General features: G+C 47.6%; 7 protein-coding genes and 8 rRNA genes. 1 reads left to right on the top strand and 14 read right to left on the bottom strand.

Annotated elements, in window-relative coordinates; translation table 11 throughout:
- Positions 1–84: 84 nt before the first annotated feature.
- The 9 genes from rrf (SWOL_RS04730) to yunB form a co-directional block, all read right to left on the bottom strand.
- Positions 85–193 (bottom strand): 5S ribosomal RNA (gene rrf / locus SWOL_RS04730).
- A gap of 113 nt (positions 194–306) precedes the next feature.
- A 5S ribosomal RNA gene (gene rrf, locus SWOL_RS15240) occupies positions 307–414 on the bottom strand.
- A gap of 114 nt (positions 415–528) precedes the next feature.
- Positions 529–637, bottom strand: a 5S ribosomal RNA gene (gene rrf / locus SWOL_RS15235).
- 113 nt (positions 638–750) lie between these two features.
- Positions 751–859: ribosomal RNA gene (gene rrf, locus SWOL_RS04715) — 5S ribosomal RNA — on the bottom strand.
- 113 nt (positions 860–972) lie between these two features.
- A 5S ribosomal RNA gene (gene rrf, locus SWOL_RS15230) occupies positions 973–1080 on the bottom strand.
- 109 nt (positions 1081–1189) lie between these two features.
- Positions 1190–1303, bottom strand: a 5S ribosomal RNA gene (rrf, locus tag SWOL_RS04705).
- Positions 1304–1357: 54 nt separating this feature from the next.
- A 23S ribosomal RNA gene (locus tag SWOL_RS04700) occupies positions 1358–4619 on the bottom strand.
- Between the two features lie 392 nt (positions 4620–5011).
- Positions 5012–6657, bottom strand: a 16S ribosomal RNA gene (locus SWOL_RS04695).
- Together the 16S, 23S and 5S rRNA genes form the textbook arrangement of a ribosomal RNA operon.
- A gap of 234 nt (positions 6658–6891) precedes the next feature.
- Entirely contained in the window at positions 6892–7551 is a 660-nt protein-coding gene (gene yunB / locus SWOL_RS04690; protein WP_011640352.1) for a sporulation protein YunB, read from the bottom strand.
- A gap of 138 nt (positions 7552–7689) precedes the next feature.
- Between yunB and gltX the strand changes: the two genes are divergently transcribed.
- Positions 7690–9177 carry a glutamate--tRNA ligase gene (gltX, locus tag SWOL_RS04685; RefSeq protein WP_011640351.1) on the top strand — a complete coding sequence of 496 codons (1488 nt, stop codon included), beginning with the start codon at positions 7690–7692 and terminating at the stop codon, positions 9175–9177.
- Between the two features lie 114 nt (positions 9178–9291).
- Here the strand turns inward: gltX and SWOL_RS04680 are convergent, their stop codons facing one another.
- The 5 genes from SWOL_RS04680 to SWOL_RS04660 all read right to left on the bottom strand — a co-directional run bounded on the left by SWOL_RS04680 (position 9292) and on the right by SWOL_RS04660 (position 15193).
- Positions 9292–10050 (bottom strand): alpha/beta hydrolase, encoded by a 759-nt coding sequence (locus tag SWOL_RS04680; protein ID WP_011640350.1) that lies wholly within the window; start codon positions 10048–10050, stop codon positions 9292–9294.
- Positions 10051–10064: 14 nt separating this feature from the next.
- Positions 10065–10244, bottom strand: coding sequence for a DUF2197 domain-containing protein (locus SWOL_RS04675; protein WP_041427393.1), 180 nt, complete (start codon positions 10242–10244; stop codon positions 10065–10067).
- A 432-nt stretch (positions 10245–10676) separates the two neighbouring features.
- A complete protein-coding gene (locus tag SWOL_RS04670) occupies positions 10677–12386 on the bottom strand; it encodes a methyl-accepting chemotaxis protein (protein ID WP_155814275.1) in 1710 nt (569 codons plus the stop codon).
- 175 nt (positions 12387–12561) lie between these two features.
- Complete coding sequence (locus tag SWOL_RS04665; protein ID WP_041427392.1) at positions 12562–12885, bottom strand: hypothetical protein; 324 nt, start codon at positions 12883–12885, stop codon at positions 12562–12564.
- Positions 12878–15193, bottom strand: a complete 2316-nt coding sequence (locus tag SWOL_RS04660) for a Lon protease family protein (protein WP_341271084.1) — start codon at positions 15191–15193, stop codon at positions 12878–12880. The genes SWOL_RS04665 and SWOL_RS04660 overlap by 8 nt, the downstream gene beginning before the upstream one ends.
- Positions 15194–15252: the final 59 nt, after the last annotated feature.

Raw genomic sequence — 15252 nt, 5'->3', positions numbered from 1 at the left:
TGGGAACGGGTGGGGCACACCCGGAACAAAACAGAATGTTGTATTTTTGCTTGCTTTTTATGTTCTACTCCAGAAAATAATAATTCCTGGCAACGACCTACTCTTCCACGGCTTAACCGCAGTACCATCGGCGCGGGAGAGCTTAACTGCCGTGTTCGGCGACGGCGACGATGTCTCGCCTAGTGTCGCCAAATAGAAGCCCGCAGGACTGACTGGCGACTATGGGAACGGGTGGGGCACACCCGGAACAAAACAGAATGTTGTATTTTTGCTTGCTTTTTATGTTCTACTCCAGAAAATAATAATTCCTGGCAACGACCTACTCTTCCACGGATATCCGCAGTACCATCGGCGCTGGAGAGCTTAACTGCCGTGTTCGACGACGGCGACGATGTCTCGCCTAGTGTCGACAAATAGAAGCCCGCAGGGCTGACTGGCGACTATGGGAACGGGTGGGGCACACCCGGAACAAAACAGAATGTTGTATTTTTGCTTGCTTTTTATGTTCTTCTCCAGAAAATAATTAATTCCTGGCAACGACCTACTCTTCCACGGCTTAACCGCAGTACCATCGGCGCGGGAGAGCTTAACTGCCGTGTTCGGCGACGGCGACGATGTCTCGCCTAGTGTCGACAAATAGAAGCCCGCAGGGCTGACTGGCGACTATGGGAACGGGTGGGGCACACCCGGAACAAAACAGAATGTTGTATTTTTGCTTGCTTTTTATGTTCTACTCCAGAAAATAATAATTCCTGGCAACGACCTACTCTTCCACGGCTTAACCGCAGTACCATCGGCGCGGGAGAGCTTAACTGCCGTGTTCGGCGACGGCGACGATGTCTCGCCTAGTGTCGCCAAATAGAAGCCCGCAGGACTGACTGGCGACTATGGGAACGGGTGGGGCACACCCGGAACAAAACAGAATGTTGTATTTTTGCTTGCTTTTTATGTTCTACTCCAGAAAATAATAATTCCTGGCAACGACCTACTCTTCCACGGATATCCGCAGTACCATCGGCGCTGGAGAGCTTAACTGCCGTGTTCGACGACGGCGACGATGTCTCGCCTAGTGTCGACAAATAGAAGTCCGAAGGACTGACTGGCGACTATGGGAACGGGTGGGGCACACCCGGAAAGTAAGTAAGGGGTTAGGGGTAAGGTTTTTCCCTACACTCCAGAAAATAATAATTCCTGGCAACGACCTACTCTTCCACGGCTTAACCGCAGTACCATCGGCGCTGGAGAGCTTAACTGCCGTGTTCGAGATGGGAACGGGTGTGGCCTCTCCGCCATTGTCACCAGGAAATTTTATTGCTTTATGAAATTCTTTGGAAACTGCAGGGGAAAGAAAGTTTTTAAGGTCAAGACCTCGATCTATTAGTACCGGTCAGCTTAATGCATCACTACACTTACACACCCGGCCTATCAACCACCTGTTCTTGATGGGATCTTACCTCCTCTCGGAGTGGGAGAACTCATCTTGAGGTTGGCTTCGCGCTTAGATGCTTTCAGCGCTTATCCGTCCCAGACATAGCTACCCAGCGATGCCTCTGGCGAGACAACTGGTACACCAGCGGTCTGTCCATCCCGGTCCTCTCGTACTAGGGACAGATCCTCTCAATTCTCCTGCGCCTGCGATGGATAGGGACCGAACTGTCTCACGACGTTCTGAACCCAGCTCACGTACCACTTTAATGGGCGAACAGCCCAACCCTTGGGACCTTCTCCAGCCCCAGGATGTGATGAGCCGACATCGAGGTGCCAAACCTCCCCGTCGATGTGAACTCTTGGGGGAGATAAGCCTGTTATCCCCGGGGTAGCTTTTATCCGATGAGCGACGGCCCTTCCACTCGGTACCGCCGGATCACTAAGCCCGACTTTCGTCCCTGCTCGAGATGTCTCTCTCACAGTCAAGCTCCCTTATGCCTTTACACTCTTCGCGCGATTTCCATCCGCGCTGAGGAAACCTTCGGGCGCCTCCGTTACTCTTTGGGAGGCGACCGCCCCAGTCAAACTGCCCGCCAGACACTGTCCCTGACCCGGATTACGGGCCCAGGTTAGAATCCCAGCAATTAAAGAGTGGTATCCCACCGTTGACTCCATGAGACCTGGCGACCTCACTTCTTAGTCTCCCACCTATCCTGTACATCAACTACCAAAATTCAATATCAAGCTGCAGTAAAGCTCCACGGGGTCTTTCTGTCCTATCGCAGGTAACCGGCATCTTCACCGGTATTACAATTTCACCGAGCCCCTCGTCGAGACAGTGCCCAGATCGTTACGCCTTTCGTGCGGGTCTGAACTTACCAGACAAGGAATTTCGCTACCTTAGGACCGTTATAGTTACGGCCGCCGTTCACCGGGGCTTCGGCTCAGTGCTTTGCTTGCGCTAACACTTCCTCTTAACCTTCCGGCACCGGGCAGGCGTCAGCCTCTATACTTCATCTTTCGATTTGGCAGAGACCTGTGTTTTTGCTAAACAGTCGCCTGGGCCTGATCACTGCGGCTCTCTCACGCTCATATATGTTAAACATACTCACGCTAATAGAGCACCCCTTCTCCCTAAGTTACGGGGTCATTTTGCCGAGTTCCTTAACGAGGGTTCTCTCGCGCGCCTTAGGATTCTCTCCTCACCTACCTGTGTCGGTTTTCGGTACGGGCACCTGTTACCTTGCTAGAGGCTTTTCTTGGCAGTTTGGACTCAGTGACTTCGCTACTATATTTCACTCCCCATCACACCTCAGGCTTTTCAATGGGCGGATTTGCCTGCCCATTACCCTACGTGCTTGGACGCACTCTTCCATCCGTGCGCTTCACCTATCCTCCTGCGTCACCCCATCGCTTATAGCGGCTTCAGGTGGCACTGGATTCTCAACCAGTTGTCCATCGCCTACGCCTTGCGGCCTCGGCTTAGGTCCCGGCTTACCCTGGGCGGACGAGCCTTCCCCAGGAAACCTCAGGTTTACGGCGGGCAGGATTCTCACCTGCCTTCTCGCTTACTCATGCCAGCATTCTCTCTTCCTAACAGTCCACTGCTCCTTTCGGTACAGCTTCTGCCCATTAGGAATGCTCCCCTACCACTCAACAGCTCCATGACATGCTAGAAATCCACTATGCTTAGCTTGGGCGATTTAGCGGCTTCGCTAAATCAACTTAGCTAATTGCTTTTCTTGCTCCAAACTATTCTGCTTATGTCTCTTAACTGCCTTGCACGGCTCAGCCGCATCCTTAAGGCAATCTGACTTCTAACATCTCATGGAGCTGTCGAATCCAAAGCTTCGGTACTATGCTTAGCCCCGTTACATTTTCGGCGCAGAGCCACTTGACCAGTGAGCTATTACGCACTCTTTCAATGGTGGCTGCTTCTAAGCCAACATCCTGGCTGTCTGTGCAGCTCTACATCCTTTCCCACTTAGCATAGATTTGGGGACCTTAGCTGTTGGTCTGGGCTGTTTCCCTCTCGACTATGGACCTTTTCACCCACAGTCTGACTGCCAGGTAGCACCTTGTGGTATTCGGAGTTTGGGAAGGTTCGGTAACCGTGTAAGGCCCCTAGCCTAACCAGTGCTCTACCCCCTCAAGGCTCTTTTCCTGACGCTAGCCCTAAAGCTATTTCGGGGAGAACCAGCTATCTCCGGGTTCGATTGGCATTTCACCCCTATCCACAACTCATCCACGTACTTTTCAACGCACTCTGGTTCGGGCCTCCACGATGTGTTACCATCGCTTCACCCTGGCCATGGATAGATCACCCGGTTTCGGGTCTACTGCATTAAACTATATAGCCCTATTAAGACTCGCTTTCGCTGCGGCTCCATCCTTTTTGAACTTAACCTTGCTTAATACAGTAACTCGCTGGCCCATTCTACAAAAGGTACGCAGTCACACTTGGGAAGTGAGAGGTGAGAGGCGGGAGGTGGGATTTTGTGATGAAATCGGCTGTGCCGATTTCTTCCCTTTTCTCACTTCTAACTTCCCACTTCTCACTTCCCAATAGTGCTCCTACTGTTTGTAAGCATACGGTTTCAGGTTCTTTTCACTCCCCTCCCGGGGTGCTTTTCACCTTTCCCTCACGGTACTCTTCTCTATCGGTCGCCAGGTAGTATTTAGCCTTGGAAGGTGGTCCTCCCTGCTTCCCACCGGGTTCCACGTGTCCGGCGGTACTCGGGGTTTCTGCTCAGAGATATATGCTTTTCGCTTACGGGGCTTTCACCTTCTGTGGCTGAGCTTTCCAGCTCATTCAGCTAAACATATATTTTCTTACTCTGTGACCATACTGCAGTATGGTCCTGCAGACCCCTCAACCCCATACAGGCAACGGCTGCAGCCTTTACACCTGCATGGTTTGGGCTCTTTCCCTTTCGCTCGCCGCTACTTAGGAAATCTCGCTTGATTTCTCTTCCTCCGGTTACTAAGATGTTTCAGTTCACCGGGTCTCGCTCCTCTTACCCTATGTGTTCAGGTAAGGGTGACAGAGGTTCGCCTCTGCCGGGTTTCCCCATTCGGATATCCACGGATCTATGCTCGCTTGCAGCTCCCCGTGGCGTTTCGCCGCTTGCCGCGTCCTTCTTCGCCTCCTGGCGCCTAGGCATCCACCATACGCTCTTTTTATCTTGACCTTTGCGAGAGAACTTTCTCATTTTGCTTTGCGAAATAATTTGCATTATCTCTTTAAAGCGGCAATGAAATTGTTCCTACTTTCTTTCCCTCTATGCAGTTTCCAAAGAACTGTTGGAGACACGACCTGGTGAATCAAGCCCGATAGGGCGTAGATGAACTATGGTGTGTCCCATGCGACGGTTTCCAGTGAATCAAGCCGCAGGCGCTGATGAACTGTTGAAACCTACCGTTATATATAAAACGAACAGTCAAGACCAGAAGGATCGACCGATAGGAGAAGTGGGAGGTGGGAAGTTGGAGGTTAGACAATTTGTTGGAATTGTCTTTCGCCAATTCCTCTCTTCCACTTGTCCGGGAGGAAGCATTGCTTCTTCCTCTCCTTACTCCTTAGAAAGGAGGTGATCCATCCGCACCTTCCGGTACGGATACCTTGTTACGACTTCACCCCAATTACCAACCCCACCTTGGACGGCTCTCTCTCTTGCGAGTTGAGTCACCGGCTTCGGGTGTTGCCGACTTTCGTGGTGTGACGGGCGGTGTGTACAAGGCCCGGGAACGCATTCACCGCGACGTTCTGATTCGCGATTACTAGCGATTCCGACTTCATGCAGTCGAGTTGCAGACTGCAATCCGAACTGAGAATGGCTTTTTGAGATTCGCTTCACCTCACGGCTTCGCTGCCCTCTGTACCATCCATTGTAGCACGTGTGTAGCCCAGATCATAAAGGGCATGATGATTTGACGTCATCCCCACCTTCCTCCTGCTTGTCACAGGCAGTCCCATTAGAGTGCTCATCATTAATGTTAGCAACTAATAGCAGGGGTTGCGCTCGTTGCGGGACTTAACCCAACATCTCACGACACGAGCTGACGACAACCATGCACCACCTGTCTCTACGCTCCCGAAGGCACTCTCTACTTTCATAGAAATCCGTAGGATGTCAAGACCTGGTAAGGTTCTTCGCGTTGCATCGAATTAAACCACATGCTCCACCGCTTGTGCGGGCCCCCGTCAATTCCTTTGAGTTTCAGCCTTGCGACCGTACTCCCCAGGCGGGATACTTATTGCGTTAGCTGCGGCACAGAAGGGGTCGATACCTCCTACACCTAGTATCCATCGTTTACGGCGTGGACTACCAGGGTATCTAATCCTGTTTGCTACCCACGCTTTCGCACCTCAGCGTCAGGGTCAGTCCAGACAGTCGCCTTCGCCACTGGTGTTCCTCCTGATTTCTACGCATTTCACCGCTACACCAGGAATTCCACTGCCCTCTCCTGCCCTCAAGATACCCAGTTTCAAATGCAACCCCGCAGTTGAGCTGCGGTCTTTCACATCTGACTTAAATATCCGCCTACGTGCTCTTTACGCCCAGTAATTCCGGACAACGCTCGCCCCCTACGTCTTACCGCGGCTGCTGGCACGTAGTTAGCCGGGGCTTTCTAGTAAGGTACCGTCACTCTTAAACAATATTCTCGCTTAAGTTCTTCTTCCCTTACAACAGAGCTTTACAACCCTAAGGCCTTCTTCGCTCACGCGGCGTCGCTGCGTCAGGGTTTCCCCTATTGCGCAATATTCCCCACTGCTGCCTCCCGTAGGAGTCTGGGCCGTGTCTCAGTCCCAGTGTGGCCGTCCACCCTCTCAGGCCGGCTACTGATCGTTGCCTTGGTAGGCCACTACCCTACCAACTAGCTAATCAGACGCGGGCCCATCCATAAGTGATAGCTTTGTCAAGAGGCCATCTTTACTGTACTTAACATGCGTATTGTACAGCTTATGCGGTATTAGCAGCCGTTTCCAACTGTTATCCCCCGCTTATGGGTAGGTTGCCCACGCGTTACTCACCCGTCCGCCACTAATCTGAGAAGTGTGAGGTGAGAAGTTGGATGTGAGATTCCTTTGATGAAATCGGCAAAGCCGATTTCTACCTTAATTCCCACTTCTAACCTCTAACCTCGCACCTCCCAAATCCGTTCGACTTGCATGTGTTAGGCACGCCGCCAGCGTTCGTCCTGAGCCAGGATCAAACTCTCCAATAAAAGTCTATCCTAGCCATCGTCTGGCTTTTTTTCTCGTTGAGCCGTTAGTTAAATCATTAAGACTTATCTAACTTTTTCGCACTTCTAGTCTTGCTGTTCAGTTTTATCAAGAGCTTTGCGCTTTCAAGCTCCCCGCTTGCGCGCAAGAATTATAATATCATGCCCCATTTGCTCTGTCAAGTTTAGAAATCGTAATTTTTTTAAATCGTCCCGCTACCGTATTTAATGCTAATACTATTCTCCCAACAGGGAGTTTAATCCGCTTCCCGATCCTGAAAAATTTACATAGGTCTTGGGTACTTCGCCCACTATTATTGTTTCTGCCAGGGGTATGGTGGTTGAAATCTTAACCTCATCATCCAGGAAAGGTACTGCTACTTTTATTCTCCCTTCAATCTGAAAATATATTAGATGGCGGCTCTGGTTGATAGCAGCCTGTTCAAATTTGTTTAATATATTTACATTTATCTGGGAAACCGGAATGGTTTTTACTTTAATTTTAGGTCCGTAACCAGCCAGGATTCTTGAGCCGGTAAGCTGGCCTAAAGGGATACTAATAGTATTTTCCTGCATTGAACTCATAGCCCGCGTAACCTCTACCATGGTTTCGGTCATGAGTCGGTTAAGTTCTATAGTATTGGGCTGAATTAAAACCACTCTGCCCTGTTCATCTTTGTGAACATAAACAATATCGGTATATTGGATCTGGGTAACAATCTTTTTAGCGACTATCTGGTTTATACTTTCCACAGCTTGAATCTGGGCTTTGGACCTGGCAATAGCTAAAATGCTGGACTTCAGCTCAAAATCCAGTAAAGCCAGGGTCATTATTATTGAAGCTAAAAGAATTAATACCAATATTATAGGAGGCCAATTGATTCTGGGTCCAAACATTTTATCACCCCGCTCTATAAATATATGAAAAGTAGTTACATTTGGTGCCTGAAGTGTTAACAATTTAGATAAGGTTAGCCCTTTGAAAATTGCGGGGCTTTGTACTAGACTATACTGGTAAAGGAGTGATGCTGATTTATGAGTAATATTAGGGTTCGTTTTGCTCCCAGTCCAACGGGGGCTTTACATATGGGAGGAGCCCGCACAGCCCTTTTTAACTGGTTGTTTGCCCGCCAAAATGGAGGGAAATTCATATTACGTATTGAGGATACTGATTTCAGGCGCTCCCGCGAAGATTCAGCCCAGGGGATAGTGGAAGGCTTAAGCTGGCTGGGTCTGGACTGGGATGAGGGACCGGATATTGGTGGCCCGCTGGGCCCATACCGCCAGAGTGAACGGGGTGATATCTATTCCCGTTACCTACAAGAACTTCTGGATTCTGGTCAAGCTTATTATTGTTTCTGCAGCCCAGAGGATTTACAAAAAGAGAGAGAAGAGGCCGCCCAGGAAAAACGGGACTATAAATATGGGGGCAGGTGTAAGGCATTAAAACCGGAAGAAGCCAGCGAAATGCTGCAGGCGGGAAAGCCGGCGGTTATTCGTCTAAAAGTTCCCTTAGATGGTAATACAGTAGTTCCGGACCTTATTCGTGGAGATGTAAGTTTTTCCAATGCCCTTTTTGATGATTTCATAATAGCTAAATCTGATGGCTGGCCTACCTATAATTTTGCCGTAGTCGTTGATGACTTTAGCATGCAGATTTCCCATGTGTTAAGAGCTGAGGAACACCTTTCGAATACACCTCGCCAATTGCTCATTTATCGAGCTCTGGGATTGAAAGAACCTGCTTTTGCTCATCTATCCATGATTTTGGCCCCGGATCGGAGCAAACTATCTAAAAGGCATGGAGCGATTTCTGTTCAGGAATTCGAAAACCAGGGCTATCTTCCTGAAGCTTTGGTAAATTACCTGGCACTTCTGGGTTGGTCAACTGGTAAGGATATTGATATCTGGAGTCGTGAAGAAATGATGCGGGAATTTTCCCTGGAGCATATCTCCAAATCCCCGGCTATATATGACTTGGAGAAGTTGGCGTGGATGAACGGTCAATATATGATGCGGCTTGATATAGAAAGCTTGATGGCCTTAGTTGAGCCCCAAGCCCAACAACAGGGATGGCTAAATGAAGATAACTTTGATTACTTCCAGCAGGCGGTAGAGCTAGTACGCAACCGGGCTAAAACTCGGGATGAACTTTTGGATGCTCTTGGCTATTTTTTTGAGGAAGTTAAGCAATATGATGAAAAGGGCGTTAAGAAGCACTTCGGACAGCAAAAAGCCTCAACCATGCTGAGCGAAGTTCTGGAAATCGTCTCCAACATGGGTTCCTTCTCGGCGGCAGAGTTGGAAGAAGCTTTCCGGCAGCGGGCTCAGGAATTGAAAATAAAGGCAGCGGATTTGATTCACCCTACCCGCCTGGCATTAAGCGGGCGTACGGCCACTCCGGGGCTTTTTGAGCTGATGGAAGTGCTGGGACAGGAAAAATGTATTTCCCGGCTGGAAAAAGCCCTGGACTTCATTGCCAAACTAACCACCCATGGTCCAGAGGGCCACAACCACCGATGAAAAGTGAGTTAGGGTTGACAAGGGACTCGAAAAAGGTGAAGGGGACGGGGTTGTTGATACACCCGCTTGCGGGTGTATCAACAACCCCGTCCCCTTGTCAAGACGTCCCCTTTGTCAAGATAAGTGGGGGAATGTTTCGCGAAGCCAGTTGATGGTTATGTCTTCCCTTTCTCTCGTCATCCCGGTAAAGCGGTGGTCAGCCTGATCTACCAGATATAACTGAGAATTAGGGAGCTGGCGGGCTGCGTACTCTGCATTAGTAAAGTCTACTGCCTCATCCTCTTTTCCATGTACTATAAGAACTGGCCGGGAGGCAATTGTGGCCAGGTATTGATCCATATCATGCAAGTCGAAATCTTTTATAAAACCAGGATTTAATGCAAATTCCCCGGCTTCATCCTGAAAGCGTAAGGCCTGCCCTTCTTTCAGTTTATTATAATCAGAGCCCATAATACGAGCAAAGCAATCCTTTAACATCACCGGGGTAGACCAGAGTATGAAGCCAGCTACCCTCTGGTCTTTGCTCCCCCCGGCCAGAACCGTACTGCCCCCAAAACTCCTCCCTAATAATAGCAGGGGGAGTTGGTGTCTGTTATAGGCATAATCCATTACAACCGCCAGATCATCGCCCTGGCGAGAGAGAGTTATATCAGCAAAACTGCCGTCACTGGCCCCGCTGCCTATAAAATCAAAGGCGTACACTGCTATCCCTAGTTCCTGCAGGCGGGAAGCAAAAGAGTAAATCTTACCCCCGTTTTCCTTAGCTCCGCGAAAACCGTGAGATACCAGCAATACCATAATTGGCTCCACGGGGACAAAAGCCAGGGCAGCCAGTTCTTGACCATCATATTTTCTTATTCTGAGGTTTTCCAAAGCTATCCTCCAAATTAAATCGGCTTCTTTTCTTTTCTTTTTTCATCCGATTCATGACGAACCCGGTTACTACAAAAATCACAGATAAAACTAGGGACTTCTTTAGCCTCGCTTAGTTTTTTAAAATCCTTGTGGTCTTCCTCTACATCATAGGTTTTACCACAGAGCAGGCATCTTGCCGCAATTTGCTTCATAGTTTTTACCTCCCCTGAATTATAGTCTGTGTGATAAGCATCTCTGAACAAAAAAACGCTCAATCTGGGGTATTCTTGCTTATTCTTTCCCCTATGGTCATTATTGCTGAGCTTATCCCCATCTCATTCTCCCTAAATCTATAGTAACAGAACTTTCATTAAATCTGAAGAGACTATTTCGTAAGTCTGCCCTTCAGCCTTTCTGTTTTTCTTCAACTGCAAATTGCGCCAAGATTACTCTCCAATAAACATGGCCCATTCTAAACATAAGAACGGGCCGCAAAATCTAGCATTTTTCGATATAACCCTCTATGACCGGCCAAAGGCCATAACCACCGACGAAAAGTGAGTTAATAGGCGTTTGGATAGTAAGATGTAGTAGGAAATAACTTAAACCCCTCACACCTCACTTTTCTTACTAATCGAACAAAGTCAAACTTTAAAATAGGAAATGGCGTCTTCCATTTCTATTACTATTTTGTTCAAGCTTTCAATAGAAGCGTTGACTTCCTCCACGCTGGCCATTTGTTCTTCGGCCAGTTGGCCAATCATCCGGGTATAGCCCAGATTATCCTCGGCAGCTGCACTGGTCTTCTCTATGGACTCTAAAGCAGTTTCCGCACTGGCTGCCATCTCTTCACTGGCCGCAGACATCTCTTGAATCTCTTCGCTAATTTCGGTGACCCCTTTGATTATCATTTCAAAAGCTTCACCAGCACTGGCTACCGCTTCTGTCCCGTAAGCTACTTCTTTAGTTCCTTCTTCCATAGCCTTGACGGCTCGAACAGCTTCATTCTGTACTTCCTTAATGAGACCGGCAATACGCTTGGCCGCCTCCCCGGATTCTTCCGCCAGCTTGCGGACTTCTTCCGCTACCACGGCAAATCCTTTACCTTGCTCTCCCGCCCGGGCCGCTTCAATAGCAGCGTTTAAGGCTAAAAGATTGGTCTGGTTGGCTATATTGGTTATCAAATCTACAATTTGATTGATTTCTTGCGATTTTTCACCCAGGCCCTGAACTATATGGGCGGTAGAGTTAACGGTATGGCTGATTACTCCCATTTGTTCTATCGCTTTTTCTACCTGCTTCTCCCCTTCCTGAGCTTTGGCATTGGCCACCATGGTTGATGAGGACACTTCCTGGGAGTTCCGTGCCACCTGTTGGATAACTTCGGACATTTCTCCTATAACCACTTTGGAGCGACCAGTTAAATCAGCCTGGCTGGTGGCGCTATTATTCATATCATTAGCCTTTATAGTCATATCCTGCATTTGACTGGTACTCATTTCGCAGGTTTTAAGCAAAATGCCACTAGCTTCCCCTACATTTTCCGCCAGTTGCCGGGTCTTACCTATTAGCTCAGATATCTTTTCTACCATTAAGTTAACCATTAAAGCTAACTGGGCTGGTTCATCTTTAGCAAAAACCGGCACCTTCTGGGTCAGGTCGCCCTGGCTTACTTCACTCACCGCACTCTTTATTCTATCTAAAGGCCGGTGTACGCTGGCTGCAATAAGGAAGGCCGCTATAAAACCAATTAATATTCCGATTAAGGAGTAAGTAACCATAGAATTGCGAAAATGCCCCACCGCTTCATCATAGGGAGTAGCCGGAACCCCTACATACCATATACCGATTGTTTGTCCGGCACTATTTTTTATCGGTTCGTAAGCCGTTTCGTTCCAGGTTCCTACGACATTGGCCCGGCCTATGTATGTTTCCCCTCTCTTCAAAACTGCTTCGGCCACCTGTTCCGATACCTGGGTTCCTACCTGCCGCTGATTGTCCTTCATAACATTGGTGGATATTCGGGTGTCTCCTTTGAAAATAGTTACCGTATCCCCGGTCAATTTACCTATTCTATCCACAACCTCGTAATTTTCCTCCATCAATACATCGCCTTTGTATAGTTTGCCATCAATCACTTCCCATTCCCCCGGGAAGTTAAGTTCAATAATCTGCCGCCCCAGGGCCAGGTCAGACTTGAGCTTTTCCTGGGCGGTAAATACAATCTTATCTGACATTACATAGGTGGCATAAACTCCCATTAAGCCGGTAACTGCTGCTACTATCAGGGTAAAAGCCAGCATCAATCGCAGGCGCACATCTAATAATCGCAGCAGCCTTTCCACTCTAGCCATTAAACTCACAATATCCCCGCTCCTTCCAATTTTCTTTCCTTGGTTTCTTATCAACTCCCTTGCTTGCAAGACAGCAACAGCTACATAGATACCCCCGCGCCTTACTCCTTATACCTCACCTTTTCTAATTAACTTGATGTGCCGCTCTTTTATTTGACACTATTCCACAAAAATCTTATTTTTCCTTGTTTTTCTCCGGGATTATTTCTATATATAATACCCGCTGATAGTTGTAAGAACCCAGAACCTTACCATTAGCATCATAGAAATAGCTCAAAGAAGAGCCTCCTACATAAACCTTGCCCTTTTCATCAATACCCAAATTTTTTATATAGGTTTCCAATTCTTGATCGTCAGTAAAAACTATCCGTACTTTAATAAGTTGCTCCTCAGGAGCTGAGGAGGACTGGAAAAGCTTCTTGCCCTCAAAATTGCAGCCACTGTTAAACAGTAAAAGAAGAATAAGCAATATTCCCCCCAGGATTCTGCCTTTACTCATGGCCTTTCCTCCTTCTACTCTTTTGAGTGCGGCGACCCTCACTAATAGCCCTATCCGAGTACATCATTCCTTGTCTTTTTTTGCTGTTCCATTCCTTTAATCTTTGGTCTACCAGAGCATGAACACTGTCCGGCGAAAATCTTCCGTTCTCTTCCCTTTTTCCGGCTGTCCTGCCCATAAGTATCTCCAGACCTTCATCAATATCTTCAATAGCCCATATGGTAAATTGTCGTTTTTTTACGGCTTCAACCAGCTCTTCCTCCAACATTAGCTGGGATAAATTTTTCCTGGGTATAATAACTCCCTGTTCTCCATTCAAACCTTTCATTTGGCAAAGTCTAAAAAATCCTTCGATTTTTTGGTTAATGCCTCCTACTGGTTGAATTTCACCATTTTGATTGACGGAACCAGTTACTGCAATTCCCTGTTTAATAGGAAGATCCGCCAGGCTGGATAATAATGCAAATAATTCGGCACTGGAGGCACTATCTCCTTCTATTCCCTGATAACTCTGTTCAAAAGTTAAACTGGCCGATAGGGTTAGAGGTTTTTCCCGGGCATACTTAGCTCCCAGATAGCCGCTTAAGGTAAGAACTCCTTTGCTATGAATATTCCCACTCATACGGATTTCTCGTTCAATATTTACCAATCCCTTTTCTCCCATAAAGGTTTTGGCGGTGATGCGCACCGGCTTACCGAAAGCATAGTCCCCTATTTCATATACTGCCAGGCCGTTAAGTTCTCCCACCTTTTTACCATTCACATTAATTATCAGGCTTTCTTCAAGCATCATATCTTGAATTTTATTTTCCAACAGGGAAGATCGATATTTTTTTTCCACTATGGCTTTTTTTACATGTTCCAGGCCAACCAATTCCGCTCTCTCATAATTGGCCCAGCAGTCAGCCTCAATCACTATTTCCACCACTTTATTCAGCATGGTAGATATTTTATTCTTATCTTCCGCCAGGCGGGTAGCATAATCAACCACAGCAGCAACTGCTTGCGGGGTAAAATGTTTCAGACCTTCCTTTTGACATACGGAACTGATAAAGCTGGCGTATTCTTTAATCCGCTTGCGGTTTTTTTTCACTTCAATATCAAAATCTGCCCTGATCCTAAAAAGTCGCCTGAATTCTTCATCCCAGTTATAAAGGAGATAATAATACAGTGGCTCCCCAATCAATACCACTTTAAGTTTGGCGGGAATGGGTTGCGGTTGCAGAGTCTCTGTATTACTTAAACCCAACGTTCGGCTCAGGTTTTCCACCACAATTTGCTGGTTTATAAGACAGCGCTTGAGAGCATCCCATACATAGTAGTTTTTAATTACATCATAAACCCGTAGAATCAGATAGCCACCATTGGCCCGGTGTATGGCTCCGGCCTTAATCTTGGAAAAATCCGTAGCTAGAATACCGAATTCTCCTTCGTATTCTATCTGTCCGAAGAGATTGGCATAAGTAGGATTGCTTTCAAAGATTACGGGAGCGTATTTCAATTCCGAATTATCAATTATTAAATTTACCTGGTAGCGGCGCAACGAAGTCCTGCGGTCAATTAGCCGGAACAGGCTTAGAGGGGATTTTTCTTCCGGCTGAACAAAAACTTCATAATTGGCCAGGAGATCCTCTTGTATGGCTTCGATATGTTCCACCAGCTCTTTGCATAAACGATACTTTTCAAACAATTCAGCGAAAAATGGTGCCAGTGCCGACCTGGCAGTTTCATTTTCCAGCTCTTTGACCTTTACTTTAATGTTTTTCTCCAACTCCTTAAATTGACGAAAAGCCTGGTTAAGTTTTTCCTGAATGATGGCACTTTTCTTCATTATCTCGGCCCGCTCTTCTTCCGGTAGAGAGATGAATTCTTCCTGGCTGAGGGGCTCCCCGTTTTTCAGAGGAACGCTGTTGATGCTGTTTTGGTTACGGCTTATGGTAAAACCATAGCTGTGTGCTTCTTCATCCAACTGCATATACATTCGATTGGTTTCGTCAACAAAAACACCCAATATAGCGTTTTTTTCATACTCGTATTCTTCACTTTCAAAAGCCTTGAGCAAGGTTTTTATGGCCCGGTCTATTCCAGCTTCCAGGTCTTTTTTAAAACTGCTCCCCATGCCTGCAGGCAAGAGTAAAACCTGTGGACAATCCGGATTTTTAAAATTATGCACATAGCAGCAGTCAGGGGGAGGAGGTTCATTTTTAGCTTTTCTCTCCAATATCTCCCAGGCCAGGGTGGTTTTGCCCGTCCCCATGGCTCCAGCCAGGTATACATTATAACCCTGCTTTTCAATATCTACCCCCATCGACAGGGAACGATAAGCCCGTTCCTGCCCGATGATTCCAAGCAAGGGCTCAATCTCAG

The sequence above is a fragment of the Syntrophomonas wolfei subsp. wolfei str. Goettingen G311 genome (assembly GCF_000014725.1).
Classification (GTDB): Bacteria; Bacillota; Syntrophomonadia; order Syntrophomonadales; family Syntrophomonadaceae; genus Syntrophomonas; species Syntrophomonas wolfei.
The sequence above is the reverse complement of the archived record's forward strand: the minus strand, read 5'-3'. Positions and strand labels throughout refer to the sequence as shown.

What these genes read in the sequence shown, in the direction of transcription:
- SWOL_RS04670 (WP_155814275.1), bottom strand. Translation starts at nt 12,386, where the DNA reads ATGGCTAGAGTGGAAAGGCTGCTGCGATTATTAGATGTGCGCCTGCGA.
- SWOL_RS04665 (WP_041427392.1), bottom strand. Translation starts at nt 12,885, where the DNA reads ATGAGTAAAGGCAGAATCCTGGGGGGAATATTGCTTATTCTTCTTTTA.
- yunB (WP_011640352.1), bottom strand. Translation starts at nt 7,551, where the DNA reads ATGTTTGGACCCAGAATCAATTGGCCTCCTATAATATTGGTATTAATT.
- SWOL_RS04675 (WP_041427393.1), bottom strand. Translation starts at nt 10,244, where the DNA reads ATGAAGCAAATTGCGGCAAGATGCCTGCTCTGTGGTAAAACCTATGAT.
- SWOL_RS04660 (WP_341271084.1), bottom strand. Translation starts at nt 15,193, where the DNA reads ATGGGGGTAGATATTGAAAAGCAGGGTTATAATGTATACCTGGCTGGA.
- gltX (WP_011640351.1), top strand. Translation starts at nt 7,690, where the DNA reads ATGAGTAATATTAGGGTTCGTTTTGCTCCCAGTCCAACGGGGGCTTTA.